The following is a 17586-nucleotide window of genomic DNA, read 5'->3' as shown; positions in this document are numbered from 1 at the left end:
CGGTTCAGATCTTGCCGTGGCACTGTTTGTATTTCTTGCCGGACCCGCACGGGCAGGCCGCGTTGCGCGGCACCTTGCCCCAGGTTGCGGGGTCGTTCGGATCGATCGCGGCGGCGCCTTGACGGCTGCGGACCATGGTTTCGCCGTCGGCAGCCTCGCCATCGCCCTGCAGCGCCGGATCCTCGCGGCCCTCATGCATTTCGCGCGCAGCCCGTTCGGCGGCCATCCGCGCTTCCATCTCCTCGGGTGAAGCCTGTACGCGAATCTCGAGATGCGAGAGCACGCCGGTCACGGTCTGCCGCAGGCCGGTCAGCATGCCGTCGAACAGGTTGAAGGCCTCGCGCTTGTATTCGTTCAGCGGATCCTTCTGCGCATAGGCGCGCAGGTTGATGCCCTGGCGCAGATGGTCGAGCGAGAGCAGATGCTCCTTCCACTGCTGGTCGAGGATCTGCAGCAGCAGGCTCTTTTCCGCCATGCGCATGACTTCGGGGCCGTAATTCGCGGCCTTCTGCGCCATGGCGTTGTCCGAGGCCTTGGTGATGCGTTCGAGGATCTCCTGATCCGCGATGCCTTCCTCGTCCGCCCAGTCCTTGACCGGCAGGTCGAGGGCGAGCAGGCGGAGGCATTCCTCGTGCAGGGCCGGAATGTCCCATTGCTCGGAATAGGCGCCTTCCGGAATGCAGCGCGCGACCACGTCCTCGATCACCTCGTGACGCATGTCGGCGACCGTGGCCGCGACTTCCGGCGCGCGCATGATGTCCTTGCGCTGCTCGAAGATCACCTTGCGCTGGTCGTTCATGACGTCGTCATACTTGAGCAGCTGCTTGCGGATCTCGAAGTTTCGCGCCTCGACCTTTTGCTGCGCCTTTTCCAGCGCCTTGTTGATCCAGCTGTGGACGATCGCCTCGCCCTTCTCCAGGCCGAGCTTCTGCAGCATGCCGTCCATGCGCTCGGACCCGAAGATGCGCATCAGGTCGTCTTCCAGCGAGAGGAAGAACTTGGATGCGCCCGGATCGCCCTGACGGCCGGAACGGCCGCGCAGCTGGTTGTCGATCCGCCGGCTCTCGTGCCGCTCGGTGCCGATCACGTAGAGACCGCCGGCATCGAGCACCTGCTTCCTCGATGCCTCGACCTCGCCGCGGATGGTCTCGGCCTTCGCCGGATCCGGCTCCGGGCCGAGTTCCAGCATGATCCGCATGTCGGCATTGCCGCCGAGCTGGATGTCGGTGCCGCGGCCGGCCATGTTCGTGGCGACCGTGACGGCGCCGGGCTGACCCGCTTGGGCGATGATGGTGGCTTCCTGCTCGTGGAAGCGCGCGTTCAGCACCTGGTGCGGGATCTTGCGCTTCTTCATCAGCTCGGCGAGCAGCTCGGACTTCTCGATCGAGACCGTGCCGACCAGCACCGGCTGGCCCTTGCCCCGGCATTCCTCGATCGTGTCGATGATCGCGTCCCATTTCTCTTCCGCGGTCCGGTAGACCTCGTCGTCGTGGTCCTTCCGCGCGACATCGACGTTGGTCGGGATCTCGACGACCTCGAGCTTGTAGATCTCCGCGAATTCGGTCGCCTCGGTCATCGCCGTGCCGGTCATGCCGGCAAGCTTCGGATAGAGGCGGAAATAGTTCTGGAAGGTGATCGAGGCCAGGGTCTGGTTCTCGTTCTGGATCGTGACGCCTTCCTTGGCCTCGAGCGCCTGATGCAGGCCCTCGGAATAGCGCCGTCCTTCCATTGCGCGGCCGGTGAACTCGTCGATGATGACGACCTTGTCGTCCTTGACGATGTAATCCGTGTCCTTGGCGAAAAGGTGGTGCGCACGCAGCGCCTGGTTTGCGTGATGCACCAGCGAGACGTTGGCGATGTCGTAGAGACCGCCTTCCTGCAGCATCCCGGCGTCGCGCAGAAGCTCCTCTATGTGCTCCTGGCCCGCCTCGGTGAAGGCGACGGTCCGCTGCTTCTCGTCCTTTTCGTAATCTTCCGGAACCAGTCCGGGTATCACGGCATTCATCGCCGTGTAGGTCGCGGAACTGTCCTCGGCCGGGCCTGAGATGATCAGCGGAGTCCGCGCCTCGTCGATCAGGATCGAGTCCACCTCGTCGACGATGGCGAAATTGAAGTCGCGCTGGACCATGTCCTCCAGGCGGAACTTCATATTGTCGCGCAGATAATCGAAGCCGAACTCGTTGTTGGTCCCGTAGGTGACGTCGCAGGCATAGGCCGCCTTGCGCTCGGCATCCGTCAGCCCGTGCACGATGCAGCCGGTCGTAAGGCCAAGGAAATCGTAGACCTGTCCCATCCAGGCGGCGTCGCGCCGGGCGAGGTAGTCGTTCACGGTGACGACATGGACGCCCTTGCCTTCGATCGCGTTCAGATAGACGGCGAGCGTGGCGACGAGGGTCTTGCCTTCGCCAGTCTTCATCTCGGAGATGCGGCCCTGGTGCAGGACCATGCCGCCGAGCAGCTGGACATCGAAATGGCGCTGCCCGAGCGCGCGCTTCGCCGCTTCGCGGACGGTTGCGAAGGCCTCGGGCAGGATGTCGTCGAGGGTCGCGCCGGCCTTCAGCCGTTCCCGGAACGCGTCGGTCCTGGCCGCGAGCGCCGCGTCGTCGAGTGCAGCGATTTCCGGCTCGAGGGCGTTGATCTCGTCAACGGTCTTCTGCAGGCGTTTGAGTGTCCGCTCGTTTTCCGAGCCGAAGATGGCCTTGGCGAGTGCGCCGAACATGCCGACCTCTGATATGGAAACAGGTGTCCGGCCATAGACCGGGTGGCTGACAGATAGGGGGTCGCGCAATTCCTGTCAACGCGGCCCGGCGTGCCTGCGGCACTTCAACCGTCCAGATCTCCACAACTTGAACCGCGTTCGCAGCCGGTAAGGGCGGCAAACACGTTACCGGTCGCGTAGCTTGACGGGAATAATCTAATAGTGTGACTAGCATTCGATGGTGTCTGTTCGATACGGAGAGAAGCGAATGCCCATTCCTCAGTTTAAAGAGGACGGACTCGTCAAGTTCGACGACCCTTTCTTCGTTCGTCAGTTCAGCGATGTCTTCCCGGGCGATTTCTATACCCGGCTCAGCGACGAATTCCCTGTCCCCAACGAACATTGGGGAGAGCAAGGCGGGCTCGATCGCAAGATTGCGGCGAGCTCGTCGGATGAAGGTTTTTTCGCCGTCGCCAAGAAGTCCAAGGCCTGGTCGGAGTTTGTAAAAGGCACGCTGAATCGAGAATTCGCGCGTTGCGTGGGCCGGCTCGTGTATCCCGGACTGAAGCGGTACAGGGATGCTTCGAAAATCCCGCCGCGATTGCCGCGTGATTTCTCCGAGCGGCTTTCCGAAGAAAGTAGGTTCCTGGACCTCATCGACGAAAGAATGACGTTGGGACTGCAGTTCGCACGTCTCGCCAATGGTCAGTTCAATTCACCCCACACAGATACGGTGAGTAAGATTGCCACCATACTCTTCTATTTTCCTCAGGAGGGTTGGCGGAAGGAATATGGGGGCGGCACGTATTTCTTTCGGTTTCGCGATGGACGGAAACCCGACTGGTTCGACCCGAACATGAACCGAGTGCCCCGGGAGGTGCTTGACCGGTTCTGGCAGGATACCGAACCGTTCTTCGTCTCGAGCTACGCACCGAATACAGCATGCATGTTCTGTAAATCGGTGGACTCGTTCCATGCCATCGGGCGTATTCGCGCACCGGAAGGCCTCTCGCGCCGAGCCGTCGTGATGACGCTTCGTTACCGCGAGGAAGGCGAGGACAATAGCTGGGATGCCGTCGAAGCAAGAGCCAAGGCATTACTGGCCTAGCCAAATTGATATCTGACGGTTCGCGGAAGCGGCCGTGATGATCGTTTCGGGAGAACGGGCTTGAAGGCCGGAAGACTTGAAGAATTCTGGAATACGCGGCCGGTCCGTAAAATCGTCCTGAGTGACGTCGAGATATCGTTCGATTGTTCATCTAGAATCGCGGACTACAGGGCGAGGACGTTGTTATCCAAGGAACCTGGGACGATCCGCTGGCTCGACAGGCTTTCTCCCGACGACGTGCTTTATGACGTCGGAGCCAATGTAGGCACCTACAGCATCTATGCGGCCAAAGTGCGTGGGGCGCAGTGTTATGCAATTGAGCCGGATGGGCGGAACTTCGCGCTCCTATGCAGCAACGTCATGTTGAACGGCCTCAGCGGAAGGGTGATCCCATATTGTCTCGGAGCTCTGGATCATACCGGCCTGAGCATTCTTTTCGCCAGAAACCGAGAGGCGGGAAGCAGCGGGCATTCCGTCGGAGAATCTCTGGATGAAGCGCTGAACCCGGTAGAGCCTGATTTCCGTCAGGGGGTTTTTTCGATGCGGCTCGAAGATTTCGCCTCGAGCTACAATGTCGCGGCGCCAACCTTTATCAAGATCGATGTAGACGGCCTCGAACATCTTGTTGTGTCAGGGCTCGGAAAGTTGCTCGACGATCCCCGCCTGCGGGGAATCAATATCGAGCTGTCGGATCAGATCGATCAGCACCGCGATCTCAGGCGCGATTTGCAGAAAGCAGGCTTTCATGAAGATGTCGAACTGGGTTTCGTACATCGCAATGGTTATAGTCGGAATATCTTTTTCGCACGTTGATATGCATTGAAGGCAAGTGCGGCCGAAGCCGTTCAGCCGGAAAAGCGCTGGAAACTTGATTCGCAGTAGGCTGAAGCATTGAAACTATCATTAATTTCGATTAAAATTCTTTGCGTCATGTGAAGTTTGATGAACTTGCGTTACCTAGAAAGGGTGGACGGATGGTTGACCGGATCACCGGATATACGTCCGGGGTGGTCGCGCCGACGACAGTGCGGACAAACCGCCCGGTCACCGGCGAAGCGCTGAATCAGCGCGTCACGCCCCGTCGCGACGAACGGCGTTCGGGTGGCGAGTCATCCCATGGAGATCAGCAGAACAAGAAGCATCCGGACGACGAAAGCGTCGAGATCCGTCTGTCGGGCACCGCGCCGGGGCCGCAAGCGTCCTATGCCGCCAGGGCCTATGCGGGCGCCACACAGAACCCCGCGCCGCAAAGCAATGAAGATGTCCTGATTTCCCGCTCGACCGCTGTTTTGCTTGCGGAGGATCTGACCAGCCTGATCCGCCGGGCCGTCACCAATGTCGGGCTGGTGGTGCATGGCCTTATGAAGGTGCCGGACAATGCGGCGCACGATGTGGAGAGGCGGTTTCATATCGCCGCCCTGAGCGCGGTGCGTCCGGCCCGGGAACGCTACGTTCGCCAGGGTGGGACTCCGGACCGGCTGCCAACGGGGCTGGCTTTCAAGAACATCTCGGCGCGCTATGACGAGCTGCGCGGCGCGGCCGAGATATCCATCGGCGAGGCGGAGTTTCTCGACCGGATTGATTTCAGCGCCACCGGTGTGGTGTTCGACGTGCGCGGCGAGGCTGCGGTGCATGAGCCGAAGCCCGGTGTCTTCGTCGATACCGGGGACCATGGCGCGGTCATTGCCAGCCGCATCATCGAAACCGTGCGCCGGGATCTGCCACTGTTCGGCGGCAGTGACGATACAGACGGCGCGATCGTCCTGATCCGCGCCGACAACAGCGACTTCAGCGACCACCGGTCTCCGGCGGAGTGGCTGGGCTTCGACCTGATCCTTCCGTTCCAGAAAGCCTGAGCCGCCCCCGGAGCGATAAGGCGCCTTGCCGCTCCTCAGGCGATCTGATAGGCCTGCTTCTGACCGTGCGGCGGGTGCGCGCCGTGCCCGAGATTTCCCGAGAGCGCGGGCGGTGCCCGGCGAAAGGCACTGACATGATCTTGACTTGCTTCCCGCGTGCAGCGCGTTCCGTGAAGGCGGTGTTGATACCGGCGGCCCTTGGGATGCTGGCCACCTTTGTCCCGCCGGCCGCCGCGCAGCAGTCCGGCGCCGCGGCCAAGACCGTTCCGGCGGAACAGGCGGCCATCGATCCGGCCACGACAATCGTCGCGACGATCAACGGTGAGCCGATCTATCTCGCCGAGATTCTGGCGCAGATCCAGCAACTGCCGCAGCAGTACCAGCAGGCGCCGATGGAGCAGATCTATCCGCCGATGCTTGATCGCGCGATCGATGCGCGCCTGATCGCGAACGCGGCGCGCGAGGCCGGGCTGCAGGATCGCGACGACGTGAAGGCGCGGGTCGCGCAGGCCGAAAGCGAGATCATTTCGGAAGTCTTCCTGACCGAGAAAATCTCGGCCCAGATGGATGATGCGGCGCTCCGCAAGCGCTATGAGGAAAGTCTTGCCACCTCGACGGAGACCGGCGAGGAGGTGAAGGCACGTCATATCCTCCTGACCACCGAAGCCGAAGCTCGCGAGGTGATCGCGGAACTGAAGAAGGGTGCCGACTTCGCCGAGTTGGCGAAGGAGAAGTCCACCGGTCCGTCCGGCAGCAGTGGCGGCGACCTTGGCTATTTCACCAAGGAGGCCATGGTTCCCCCGTTCTCGGAGGCCGCCTTCGCGCTGAAGCCGGGCGAGGTTACGGAAGATCCGGTTAAGACCCAGTTCGGCTGGCACGTCATTAAGGTCGAAGACCGGCGCGCGATCGAGCCGCCGAGCTTCGAGCAGGTACAGCCGCAGATCGCGCAGGAAATGACCCGCGAGATCCTTCAGAAGACGGTCGAGGCGCTGCGCGGCGGTGTCGAGATCAAGCGCTTCGGGCCGGACGGCTCAGAGCTGAAGTAACAGCCGCGTCGCAAGGGATCTTCGCGCCATGTCCGATCAGGTTTCACCGCTCGCGCCGGAAAGTTTTCCGGAGCTTCCCGCAATCGCCGGCGTGCGGACCGCTGCCGTCATGGCCGGAATCAAGTACAAGAACCGACCCGATGTGCTCGTTGCCGAACTCGCCGAGGGGACCACGGTCGCCGGGACGCTGACCCGCTCGACGACGCCGGGGGCGCCGGTCGCCTGGTGCCGCGAGATCCTGCCGAAGGGCAGCGGGCGTGCGCTCGTGGTCAATTCGGGTAACGCGAACGTCTTCACCGGCGAGGCTGGCAAAGCCGCGGTCCGGGAGACTGCCTCGGCGGCGGCGGCACTTCTGTCCTGTACTCCGGACGAGGTCTTTGTCGCCTCCACCGGTGTCATCGGCGAGCTGCTGGCGCATGACAAGATCATTGCCAAGCTTCCGGAAGCGAAGGACGCGCTGCGGGATGGCGCCTGGGACGCGGCCGCGACCGCGATCCGGACCACGGACACCTTCGCCAAGGGCGCGGGCGCGACGACGGAGATCGGCGGCAAGGCTGTGAAGATCGCCGGCATCGCCAAGGGATCGGGCATGGTGCAGCCGAACATGGCGACCATGCTGAGTTTTGTCTTCACCGACGCCGCCATCCCGTCCGATGTTCTGCAAGCCGTGCTGACGCCGGTGGTCGACCGGACCTTCAACTCGATCACCGTCGACAGCGACACCTCGACCAGCGACACGCTGCTCTTGTTCGCGACCGGCAAGGCGGGCAATGCCGCTCCATCGTCTGCGGAGGATCCGGCGCTCGACGCGTTCAAGGCGGCGCTGGAAGGAGTGCTGAAGGAACTGGCGCTGCTCGTGGTCCGCGACGGCGAGGGGGCGCAAAAGCTGATCGAGGTGCGCGTCACCGGTGCGGAGAGCGATCTCTCGGCACGCAAGATCGCTCTCGCGATCGCCAACTCACCTCTGGTCAAGACGGCGATCGCCGGCGAGGACGCGAACTGGGGCCGGGTGGTGATGGCGGTCGGCAAGTCCGAACAGCCGATCGATGTCTCGAAGATCCGGATCGGCTTCGGCGGCGTCGACATCGCCGTGGGCGGCATGCGCGACCCGAATTATGACGAGACCCCGGTTGCGGCGCATCTCAAGGGCCGGGAGATCGGCATCGACGTCGACGTCGGGGTCGGCTCCGGCAAGTCCACGGTCTGGACCTGCGATCTGACGCACGGCTATATCAGCATCAACGCGGATTACCGCAGCTGAGGCTTCTGTCATGGAATCGGTGACAACGGAACGGCTGGCCTTCAGGGCGCCGGCCTTCTCCGACGGCGATGCGCTTTATGCGCGGATGAACGATTTCGACATCATCAAGTACCTCACTTCGGTTCCGTGGCCCTACAAGCGCGCCGATGCGGACGCCTATATCGAGCGGGCCCGGACCGGCCGCGCCGAGGGCAAGGGGCATTACTTCCTGGTGATCGAAAAGGCGTCGGACGCCATCGTCGGCACGATCGATCTGCGCTTCGATCCCGAAGAGACGGCGCATTTCGGCTACTGGTACGCCAAGTCCGCCTGGGGGCGCGGCTATGCCAGCGAGGCCCTTTCCGCCATGCTCGATTTCGGTTTCGGAACGTTGGGTCTCAAGAATATCTGGGGTGCGGCGATGCCGGAAAACCCGGCGTCCATCCGGGTGATGGAGAAATGCGGGCTGAGGAACGCGGGGATCATCGAGGTGCCGCGGCCCAATTTCGGGGACAGGGTAGAGATGGTGAAGCTGGACATGCAGCGCGCGGACTGGCTGACCCGCACCGGGAAGGCGTCGGTATGAGCGGCGGCGCGCACAAGCCCGTCGTCTTTGTGGTCGCCGCGGCCCTGATTGATGCGGACGGGCGGGTGTTGCTGGCGCAGCGTCCGGAAGGCAAGTCGATGGCCGGGCTCTGGGAGTTTCCGGGCGGCAAGGTCGATGCGGGTGAAAGCCCCGAAGCGGCGCTGATCCGCGAACTGCAGGAAGAGCTGTCCATCGACACGAAGGAAAGCTGCCTCGCGCCCTTCACCTTCGCCTCGCACGCCTACGAGGATTTCCACCTCATGATGCCGCTTTATCTCTGCCGGCGCTGGTGGGGCGACGTGCGCCCGCGCGAGGGGCAGGCGGTCAAGTGGGTCCGGCCGATGCGTCTTGCCGACTACCCGATGCCGCCCGCCGACGTGCCGCTGGTGGCGATGTTGCGCGATTTCCTCTGAACGGGGTCAACCGCGGCCGACGAACGGCATCTTGGTTGCCATCACGGTCATGAACTGCACGTTCGCCTCGAGCGGCAGGCTCGCCATGTAGAGCACCGAGCTGGCGACATGGGCGACGTCCATCCGCGGTTCGATCTTCATCGACCCGTCGGCCTGCGGCACGCCCTCGCCCTTCACCATGCGCTCGGTCATGGGTGTGACGGCATTGCCGATATCGATCTGACTGCAGACGATGTCGAACGGCCGCCCGTCGAGCGAGATCGACTTGGTGAGGCCGGTGATCGCGTGCTTGGTCGAGGTATAGGGCGCCGAGTTCGGGCGCGGCGCATGGGCCGAGATCGAGCCGTTATTGATAATCCGCCCGCCCTGGGGTTTCTGCTGCTTCATCATTTTCATGGCGCGTTGGGCACAGAGGAATGAGCCGGTCAGGTTGACGTCGACGACGGCCTGCCATTGCTCTGTCGTCAGTTCGTCCATCGGAATCGCGGGCGTGCCCATGCCGGCGTTGTTGAACAGCACGTCGAGCCGCCCGAAGGTCTTCTTCACCGCGTCGAACAGCGCGTCGACATCCGCCGCTTTGCCGACATCGGTCGGCACCGCGAGCATCGCGCCGCCGCCGGTCTTCGCCATGGCGGCGGTCTCTTCAAGCGCATCCAGACGCCGGCCGGCCAGCGCGACATTGTAGCCTGCGCCCTGCAGCGCCAGCGCAACGGCCCGTCCGACACCCGATCCGGCGCCGGTCACGATTGCGGTCTTGCCGTTTCCCGACATTGTCATCCTCCCCGTGGAACTCTGTTGGTGCCGGGGAGTGTGTCGCGCCGCCGCCTGCTTGGCACGCGGAAAATCGAAAAGAGAGCCGTCTCAGCTCGGATCGGGTTTGCGCTCGTCGGTGGGAATCTCGGGAAGGAACGGGCTGACCTGGAGCGTGGGATCCTGCTTGTTCCGGCCGGGCGCCGCGAGGTCCGCTTCCCGGTAGAGCCGGTCCCGCGTCTCGTCGATCTTTTTCGAGAGATAGCGGGTGTCGGCCGCCGTCATCTCGAGCCGGCGGTTCTGCAATTCGGCCCAGATGTTATGGACTTCCTCGATCGATTCCTTGGTCGCCGGCAATTTGTCGAGCTGCGCCGAGGTCTTCTCGATCCACTCGATGGATTTCGTCCGGGTCGCCTGTGCCTCGAGGATCAGAACCGCCAGCCTGTCGATGATGTAGTTCGTCTGATCCGTCGACTGCTCGCGGCAATAGGGGATCAGCCGTTTGAGATAATCGAAATCCTGCTGGGTCAACTGGAACAGCTTCTTGCCGAAGTAGGTGAATTCGAGATTCTCGACCGCCATGCCGCCTTCGATCCTTGCCAGGATGTTCACCGGCGCGTTGCCGCCCGGGACCTTTGCGCAATCGGCATCGTTCAGACCCTCGGGCGCGGCCGGTTCGCTGTCCTGCGCGGCAACCGGTGCCGGCTGGAGCGACGTCGACCCCAGCGCGGCAAGCAGCGCGACCGAAGCCAGACAGATCGATTTCGCGAAGCCGTTCATTGGAACGTCACCCTTTCTGACGCGCGGAATTGATTTCTGCACATTCTACCCATCACACTCGGTCCGTCGCAGCTTCTTGCGGCCATGCAATCCCCATGCCCGGAGTGTTCAATGAGCCTTCCCGCTTCCGTCACCGCCACCGAGCGGGTCTATGAGACATGGCGTGCCGAAAAGCCCGCGGCAACCGGAAAGCGCGGCGCGGTCGCTTCGCAGAATGTCGAGGCGGCGGCGGTCGGGCAGGCGATGCTGGAGGCGGGCGGCAACGCGATGGACGCGGCGATCGCGACCGCTTTCGCACTCACCGTCGCGGAACCCTGGATGAGCGGCCTCGGCGGCGGCGGCTTCATCACCCTCTATTCGGCGAAGGAAAAGGCCGTCCGAGTCGTCGATTTCGCCATGAAGTCCCCGAAGGGGCTCGACACGGCGACATATGCGCTTGCCAAGGGCACCGGCGCCGATCTGTTCGGCTGGCCGGCGGTGGTCGAGGACCGGAACGTCAACGGACCGCATTCGATCGCCGTGCCGGGCACGGTGGCGGGCTATGCCCTCGCGCTGGAGAAGTACGGCAGCAAGAGCCTCGCCGAGATCGTCGCGCCTTCGGCGGCGCTGGCGCGGCGCGGGCACCGGGTGACCTGGTGGACGACTCTGATGTGCGGGGCCGACATGCCGGCGCTCCGGAAATACCCCACCAGCGCCGAGATCTGGCTGCCGAACGGTTGCCCGCCGGCGATGGATGCGAACCCGGCACCGAAATTCATCCCGATGGGCAAGCTTGCCGACACGCTCGAGGAGCTGGGGCGGGACGGCGCCGGGAGCTTCTATCGCGGCAAGATCGCGGAACGTATCGCAAAGGATGCGGCGCGATTCGGCTCGACCCTTTCGATGGCGGATCTCGAAGCCTACGAGGCGGAGATCCAGGAGCCGATCTCGATGACGCGCGGCGGTGCGACCTACTATGTTCCCGCGGGCCTCACCGCCGGACCGAGCTTCGCGGACGCCCTGAAGGATCTTCCCGAATTCTCCGCAGCGGCCCCGGACGCGGCCACCTATGCCGCCTACGCGAAAACGCTGAAAGCGGCCTACGAGTACCGGATGGAACATCTCGGTCACGCCGGCGACCATGGAGATCGCAGCTGCACAAGCCATATCGCGGCGGCCGATGCCGAAGGCAATATCGTGATGATCACGACGACCCTGCTCTCCCGTTTCGGCAGCCGCCTGCTGTTCCCGGAGACCGGGATCATGATGAACAACGGCATCAACTGGTTCGACCCGCGCCCGGGCCGGCCGAACTCGCTGAAACCGGATACCAAGCCGCTCTGCAACATGGTGCCGGCGGTGGTGACGAGGGACGGTAAGCCATGGTTCGGCTTCGGCGCCTCGGGCGGGCGCAAGATCATGCCGGCCGTGTTCCAGCTCTGCTCCTTCGTCAGCGATTTCGGCATGGATCTCGCCACTGCGCTGGACGCGCCGCGTGTCGATCTCGGCGCCATTGACACGATCTACGCCGATGCCCGTCTGGACGAGGCCACCCTGGCGGCGCTGAAGCAGGTGGCGCCGACCGAGAGCTGGCCGCCGACCACCTATCCGATCATGTATGCCTGCCCGCTCGGCGCGATGGTCGGGCCGGACGGGCCCTCGGCGGCGGCGCATCCGATGACGCCGCTCGCGGGCGCGCTTGCGGTCTAGGGCCCCAGTCGCCACATTCCCCCTTTCGGGGTGCATCCCGCACCTTCGCCGGAGACCGGGGAATGGTTGATCGCAAAGCGCTGGCGCGCCTCAGGGTCGCGGAGCGGCAGGGATGGAAACTGGCCATCCTTTGCCGGACCGCTGCCGTTGCCGCGGGTATCGCCTGGTTCATCCTTGCCTGGAGTGCCGTCGGCGCGACACCGAGCGCGCTCGGGCTTACGGCGCTCTCTCTCTACGCGCTGCTCGGCATCGCGAGCTATTCCGTCATCGGAACCCGGTTCGATCGCTGGTGGCTGAAATACGCGCTCTATGCCGTCGACATCGTCGGGGTCTGCGCCTTCCTTGTCATCATCCCGGTGAGCAACACCGCGCCCGGCCTGCCGCAGGTGATCGCGTTCCGCTCCTTCGGCATCTATTTTCTCTTTCCCCTGGTGGCGATGGCCTGTCTGACGTTGTCCTGGCGCCTCGTCGCCTGGTCCGGGCTGGTGGCCATCGTCGGCTGGTTGGGCGCGTTCGGGATCGCGATCGCTGGGATGGAGCGGCGCATCTCCTGGAGCGATCTGCCGCACGAGGCAACCGAGGAGCAGTTCCTCTCGGTCTTCCTGTCTCCGGATTTCGTCGGCTATGGCAGCCGGATCCAGGAAACCGGCTTGTTGCTGATGGCGACCATGATCCTTGCCCTCGCGGTCTACCGGGCGCGGCAGGTTTTCGTCGCTCAGGTCGGCGCCGAGATCGCCCGCGAGCAGATGGTACGGACCTTCGGCCGTTTCGTGCCTGAGACCATCGCCGAGCGGCTGGCGGCGGACCGCGGCGTTCTCAAGCCGCAGGTCCGCCACGGCGTCGCGCTGGTGCTCGATATCCAGGATTTCACCGACTATGCGGACGGGCGCGATCCGGCGGAGGTGATCAAGACCCTCGGCACCTTCCTCGCCGATGCCTCCGACGTGATTTCCGCCCGTGAGGGCGTGGTGATCAGCTTCACCGGCGACGGGCTGCTGGCCGCCTTCAACACGCCGCTCGAGATCAAGGATCCGGAACGGGCGGCACTCGACGCGGCTTCGGATCTTCTGGCCGCGGCGGAGGAGAACGGTTTCCACGTTCGTATCGGGCTCGCCGCCGGACCGATCGCGACCGGCCGTGTGGGGTCCGAGCGTCGGCAGGCCTTCACGATCTATGGCGACACGGTCAATCGCGCCGCCCGCTTCGAGGTTCTCGCCAAGGAGGTCGGCGCGACAGTGCTCGCCGATGCCGGCGTGGCGGAGAAATCGAAACCGGAGGACCGGCTGAAGCCTCTCGGCGAGTACCGGGTCCGGGGCTTCGAGACGCCGCTCCCGGTCTGGTCGAAGGAGCTCGTCGCCCTGCCGGGGAAGCCGGATTAGGCAGCGAGTTTCGCGAGAAATGGCTTGAAGTTGGCACTCGGGGTGGCGACCAGTGTCGATGCACGAGCGTCCGGATGATCGTCGATATACTGGCCAACCAACGCATAGCCGAGCGAGTAACCGAGCCAGCGCGGTAGTTCAGCGCTTCCCATCATCCACTTCCAGTCGTCGAACTCTTCATCGTCGAATTGGGATTGGGTGAGTGGGACGTAGTGCCTTAGCTCCGACTTGGAAATCGCCCGTTCCCAAGGCTCTGGTTCGCTCTGGAAGAGTTCTTCCACGAATCTTCCTGCCAAACCTTCTGACACGAGCAAGTCGCCTAAAGTCTTTGGTAATCCGATGCTCTGATAGCGCATCGCGTGATGAATTTCGTGCGCTACCATCCGGGACAGGGAGCACCCGAGATTCTCAGGGAGGAGCGGATGTTCCGGAGCCAAATAAAGATCAATGATCTCGCCGCTGCAACGACCGGAATGTCCTTTTTCGGGGATGACCCATGAATTTGGAACAGGCCGGACAACGATGTCGACGATTGGCGGCTCGCAGACACCACGCAATCGCGTCTCGACATCGTTCAATGCTGATTCGATCGCGGATCGGAACAGTGTGGTCCGATGATGAGCATCAAGGTAATGAAGCTGCCAAGTCATGCGCAGGATTTAGATGTGAAAAGAAAATAAATGCAACCTTTGCTGTCGTTCTTCGCTCAGCGTCGGACGCCGTCGTCGCATCGGTTTAGACAGGGCTCATTTCCGTGGCTGCCGCGAAGGGCGCCCCGGAGGCTTCAGTCATCTATTGGTACATGTGTAGTGGAAGACTCGAATTCCATTCGGTCGCCGATCTGTCGGCAGGCCTGCCTTGCGCTTCCGGTCTGGTCGAAGGAACTCGTCGCCTTGCCGGGGAAGCCGGATTAGCTGGTCAGTCCCGCCAGCGCGGGTTTGAAGTCGGCGCTTGGGATCGAAATCAGGTCGGAGGCCTGTAGCTCCGGTCGCGCCTTGAGATAAGCGCCGATTATTTCGTATCCGAGCGTATAACCCAGCCAGGATGGCAGGTCCCCCGAGCCGAACATCCATTCATGCATGCTGATCTCTTCCGAGCGGTATCCGGCCGGAATGTCGAAACATTCGAGTGCGCGCGACACATACTGCGCGAGCTCCTGAGGAGAGAGGGCGCATTCCCAAGGTTCCGGCACATTGCCGAAAAGCTGCTCAACGAACCGTCCGGCAAGCCCCTCGCAGACCAGATGGTCCCCGAGCGTTCTCGTTCCTCCGGCCGAACGGAAGCGCATCACATGATTGATTTCGTGCGCCACGGTCCTCGCCAGCGGTTCGCCGAGATTCTCTTCGAGCTTCGGGTGGCCGGGGGCGAGCCAGAGCGTGACCAAGTCCTCGTTGCCGAAGCCGGTATGACCGCGGTCGGGGATCACCGAGCTTTGCCATACGGCCTGCACCAGAATGTCGACGACGGGAGGCTCGAAGACGCGGGCAATACGGCCGTAGGTATCCGTTGCCGCAGCTTCGACGGGTCCCATCAGCGCGTCGAGCTTGCCGAGAGCGTTCATGTGATGGAGGTGCCAGTTCGGCATCGCGGCTGGCGCGCTCATCCGTGTTACGCCGTTTCGATCGCGGCTTCGGCCGCCGCGAAGGGCGCGCCGAACGACTCTGTCGTGTAGCGGAAGACCCGGACCCCGTCCGACCAGTAATCCATCGGCAGGCCCGCCTTGCGCTTCAGGTTGCGGATGAAATCCTCCGATTTCGGCAGACCTTCCCAGACGCTCGGCAGGAAGAGGCCGCGCCTGTTGCCGTCCTGCAGGATCAGCCCGTCGACATCCGGGCGCGCCTTGGCGATCAGGTCTTTCTCGCCATTGAAGGCAAGTGGCCTTGGGGTGGAGAGGATGGAGACGTGGATGTCGGCGCTCTGCAGCTCTTCCATCGTCAGCGGCGGGAAACGCGGGTCGCCGAAGCCGGCCTTGTAGGCGTTGGTGATGACGTCGAGCAGCAGCGGCTGGTGCGCGATCACGCTGCCGATGCAGCCGCGCAGCTTGCCCGCGATATTCACCGTGACGAAGCTGGCCCGCATCGCGGTCAGGCTTGGGGAGAGATTCCGGCCGAGCTCTGCTTCCGGCGGGCGTCCGTTCTCGGCACCAAAACGCAGAGAGAAGCGCGCCGCCTCGATCAGCTGTTCGCGGTCGGAGGCAGGCAGGCGGGCGCTGCCGGCAAATTCCATCGCCGCCGCGCCGTAGCCGACCACCCGGTCCTTGCCGCCGCGCGTGTCGCCGGAATTGCGCGTGTCGAGCCCGGTGATCCGGAGATCGTGCCGCCGCGCGAGGGCGAGCGCGCCGGCGATGGCGCGGTGGCCGCAGGCGCCCTTGCCGTCGATCTCCTCCAGCTTCAGCAGCTCGATGCGCTTCATCGTCTCGCGGTCGAGTTTGCATGCGGTGTCGTAATCGAGGAAATGCGAGAGGTCGGAGGAGACCGAGATCAGCGTCTCCGGCCCGCCCCAGATCGCGTCGAGGGCGCGGGCGACCTGCTGCGGCGAGGCCTCGCCGACGAGGATCGGCACGATCTCGAACTCACCCAGCACCTGCTGCAGGAAGGGGACATGGACCTCGAGGCTGTGCTCGCCCTCGAACACCTGGTCGGAGACATGGAAATCGGGCTGTGTCAGCAGGGTGCGGAGCGCGTCCCAGGCGACGGGCACGGTGCCGAGCGGGGTCGCCCAAGCGTCGGCGCTGGTGGTCGCGAGGCCGCGGAAGCCGACCCGGTGCGCCGGGCCGATAACGACCACGCGGCGGATCGTGCCGCGGCGCTTCGCGAGCGGCTTGAAGGCGGTCCCGGCGATCGGGCCGGAGAAGACGTAGCCCGCATGGGGCGCGATCACGACCTTCGCTTCCGGCACCGGGGTGTCGGCGGCTTTGGTCAGGCAGTTCGCAACGATGTTTTCCAATGCATCCGGCGCGTCCGGATAGAAGGCACCGGCGACATGCGGGGCCCGGACGCTCGGTGCGGTTTCGATGATCTGTTCCATTCTTTGAATATAAGCACGGACCGCGGCGAGCGGGAGGGTCAAAGCGCAAGTATGTATTGTGCGAGCAGCAGGGTCGCCGGCATCGAAACGAAGGCGATCGCGGTCTGGATCGTCACGATCCCCGCCATCGCCGGCGCGTCGCCGCCCATTGCGCGGGCCAGCGTGTAGGCGGAAGCCGCCGTCGGCGAGGCGCCGAACAGCATGGCGGCAAGGAAGAGGTCGGCTTCCAGCCCGATGGCGAGCCCGGCAAGCGCGATCCCCGCCGGGAAGATCACCATCTTGCCGAAGACGGCGACGAAAGTGCTCCGGAGCTCCGCCGCCATCGCCCGGATGCGGATATTGGCGCCGACGCAGAGCAGCACGATGGGCAGGGCGGCGGCGCCGAGGATCGTCGTCATCTTGGTGATAACCGGGATGGTCTCGAGTCCGAGCCCGTTGCAGACGAAGCCGAGCCCGACCGCGATCAGCAACGGATTGCGCGCGAGATCCTTCAGCACAGCCGCAAAGAGGTTGCCGCCGTCCCGTTTCGCCAGAGTGACCGCCATGATGCTGACAACGGCGATATTGGTGACCGGGATCAGCAGTGCCGTCACCAGCGCCGCCTTGCCGAGCACCTCGCCGCCGAACACCTGTTCGCCGACGGCAAGCGCGATGAAGGTGTTGTGCCGCGCGCAGCCCTGCAGGATCGAGGTCCAGAGCGGCTTCTCGGTGCGGAAGAGCGGCTGCACCAGCAGCGAAAAGAGGATCGCGGCGCCGAACCCGGCATAGATCGCGATGGCCAGCTCGCCGAGTTCGCCGCCAGAGAAATCGAGCGCAGCGATCTTGTTGAACAGCAGGCAGGGGAACAGCACCCAGTAGACCAGCTTGTCGTTGAGGTTCCAGAACTCGAAGCTCGGAATGCCGCCGCGCCGGAGCAGGTGGCCGAGCACGATCAAGAGGAAGATCGGCGCTATGGGCAGGATCAAGGTGGCGAACAAATGGGCCTCGAGTGGTCGCGGAGCGGAAGGGATCGGA

The 17586-nt window shown here is 63.8% G+C and carries 16 protein-coding genes; 9 read left to right on the top strand and 7 right to left on the bottom strand.

The window, feature by feature from the left end; translation table 11 throughout:
- Positions 1-4: 4 nt before the first annotated feature.
- Entirely contained in the window at positions 5-2719 is a 2715-nt protein-coding gene (secA, locus tag IG122_RS10960) for a preprotein translocase subunit SecA (RefSeq protein ID WP_193183414.1), read from the bottom strand.
- Between the two features lie 247 nt (positions 2720-2966).
- Between secA and IG122_RS10955 the strand changes: the two genes are divergently transcribed.
- From IG122_RS10955 to IG122_RS10925, 7 genes are all read left to right on the top strand, one after another.
- Positions 2967-3806: a 2OG-Fe(II) oxygenase family protein gene (locus IG122_RS10955; protein ID WP_193183413.1), complete on the top strand. Its 840-nt coding sequence runs from the start codon at positions 2967-2969 to the stop codon at positions 3804-3806.
- Positions 3807-3866: 60 nt separating this feature from the next.
- On the top strand, positions 3867-4619 hold the full coding sequence (locus IG122_RS10950) for an FkbM family methyltransferase (RefSeq protein ID WP_193183412.1): 753 nt from the start codon (positions 3867-3869) through the stop codon (positions 4617-4619).
- A gap of 161 nt (positions 4620-4780) precedes the next feature.
- Positions 4781-5662 carry a hypothetical protein gene (locus tag IG122_RS10945; protein ID WP_193183411.1) on the top strand — a complete coding sequence of 294 codons (882 nt, stop codon included), beginning with the start codon at positions 4781-4783 and terminating at the stop codon, positions 5660-5662.
- Between the two features lie 203 nt (positions 5663-5865).
- Positions 5866-6708, top strand: coding sequence for a peptidylprolyl isomerase (locus IG122_RS10940; RefSeq protein WP_193183409.1), 843 nt, complete (start codon positions 5866-5868; stop codon positions 6706-6708).
- A gap of 28 nt (positions 6709-6736) precedes the next feature.
- Positions 6737-7969: a bifunctional glutamate N-acetyltransferase/amino-acid acetyltransferase ArgJ gene (gene argJ, locus IG122_RS10935; RefSeq protein WP_193183407.1), complete on the top strand. Its 1233-nt coding sequence runs from the start codon at positions 6737-6739 to the stop codon at positions 7967-7969.
- 10 nt (positions 7970-7979) lie between these two features.
- Entirely contained in the window at positions 7980-8534 is a 555-nt protein-coding gene (locus tag IG122_RS10930) for a GNAT family N-acetyltransferase (protein WP_193183405.1), read from the top strand.
- The gene (locus IG122_RS10925) at positions 8531-8947 is read left to right on the top strand and encodes a (deoxy)nucleoside triphosphate pyrophosphohydrolase (RefSeq protein WP_193183403.1); all 417 of its coding nucleotides are present in this window, start codon (positions 8531-8533) and stop codon (positions 8945-8947) included. Before IG122_RS10930 ends, IG122_RS10925 begins: the two co-directional genes overlap by 4 nt.
- Positions 8948-8953: 6 nt before the next feature.
- Here IG122_RS10925 and IG122_RS10920 read toward each other — a convergent pair whose 3' ends face one another.
- Positions 8954-9718 (bottom strand): SDR family oxidoreductase, encoded by a 765-nt coding sequence (locus IG122_RS10920; RefSeq protein WP_193183400.1) that lies wholly within the window; start codon positions 9716-9718, stop codon positions 8954-8956.
- Positions 9719-9808: 90 nt separating this feature from the next.
- Positions 9809-10477: a hypothetical protein gene (locus IG122_RS10915; protein WP_193183398.1), complete on the bottom strand. Its 669-nt coding sequence runs from the start codon at positions 10475-10477 to the stop codon at positions 9809-9811.
- Between the two features lie 111 nt (positions 10478-10588).
- On the opposite strand from IG122_RS10915, the gene IG122_RS10910 reads away from it, so the two are divergent.
- Both IG122_RS10910 and IG122_RS10905 read left to right on the top strand, forming a co-directional pair.
- On the top strand, positions 10589-12166 hold the full coding sequence (locus IG122_RS10910) for a gamma-glutamyltransferase family protein (RefSeq protein WP_193183396.1): 1578 nt from the start codon (positions 10589-10591) through the stop codon (positions 12164-12166).
- Between the two features lie 62 nt (positions 12167-12228).
- A complete protein-coding gene (locus IG122_RS10905; RefSeq protein ID WP_193183394.1) occupies positions 12229-13545 on the top strand; it encodes an adenylate/guanylate cyclase domain-containing protein in 1317 nt (438 codons plus the stop codon).
- Here IG122_RS10905 and IG122_RS10900 read toward each other — a convergent pair.
- From IG122_RS10900 to IG122_RS10885, 4 genes are all read right to left on the bottom strand, one after another.
- A complete protein-coding gene (locus IG122_RS10900) occupies positions 13542-14195 on the bottom strand; it encodes a DUF2268 domain-containing putative Zn-dependent protease (protein WP_193183392.1) in 654 nt (217 codons plus the stop codon). The two genes, IG122_RS10905 and IG122_RS10900, sit on opposite strands and share 4 nt — an antisense overlap.
- A 260-nt stretch (positions 14196-14455) precedes the next feature.
- Positions 14456-15148, bottom strand: a complete 693-nt coding sequence (locus IG122_RS10895) for a DUF2268 domain-containing putative Zn-dependent protease (RefSeq protein ID WP_193183390.1) — start codon at positions 15146-15148, stop codon at positions 14456-14458.
- Between the two features lie 5 nt (positions 15149-15153).
- Positions 15154-16572, bottom strand: a complete 1419-nt coding sequence (gene amrB, locus IG122_RS10890) for an AmmeMemoRadiSam system protein B (RefSeq protein WP_193183388.1) — start codon at positions 16570-16572, stop codon at positions 15154-15156.
- Between the two features lie 38 nt (positions 16573-16610).
- Positions 16611-17549, bottom strand: a complete 939-nt coding sequence (locus IG122_RS10885) for an AEC family transporter (RefSeq protein WP_193183385.1) — start codon at positions 17547-17549, stop codon at positions 16611-16613.
- Positions 17550-17586: the final 37 nt, after the last annotated feature.

The sequence above is a fragment of the Nisaea sediminum genome (genome assembly GCF_014904705.1).
In the GTDB taxonomy this organism is placed as follows: Bacteria; Pseudomonadota; Alphaproteobacteria; order Thalassobaculales; family Thalassobaculaceae; genus Nisaea; species Nisaea sediminum.
The sequence above is the reverse complement of the archived record's forward strand: the minus strand, read 5'-3'. Positions and strand labels throughout refer to the sequence as shown.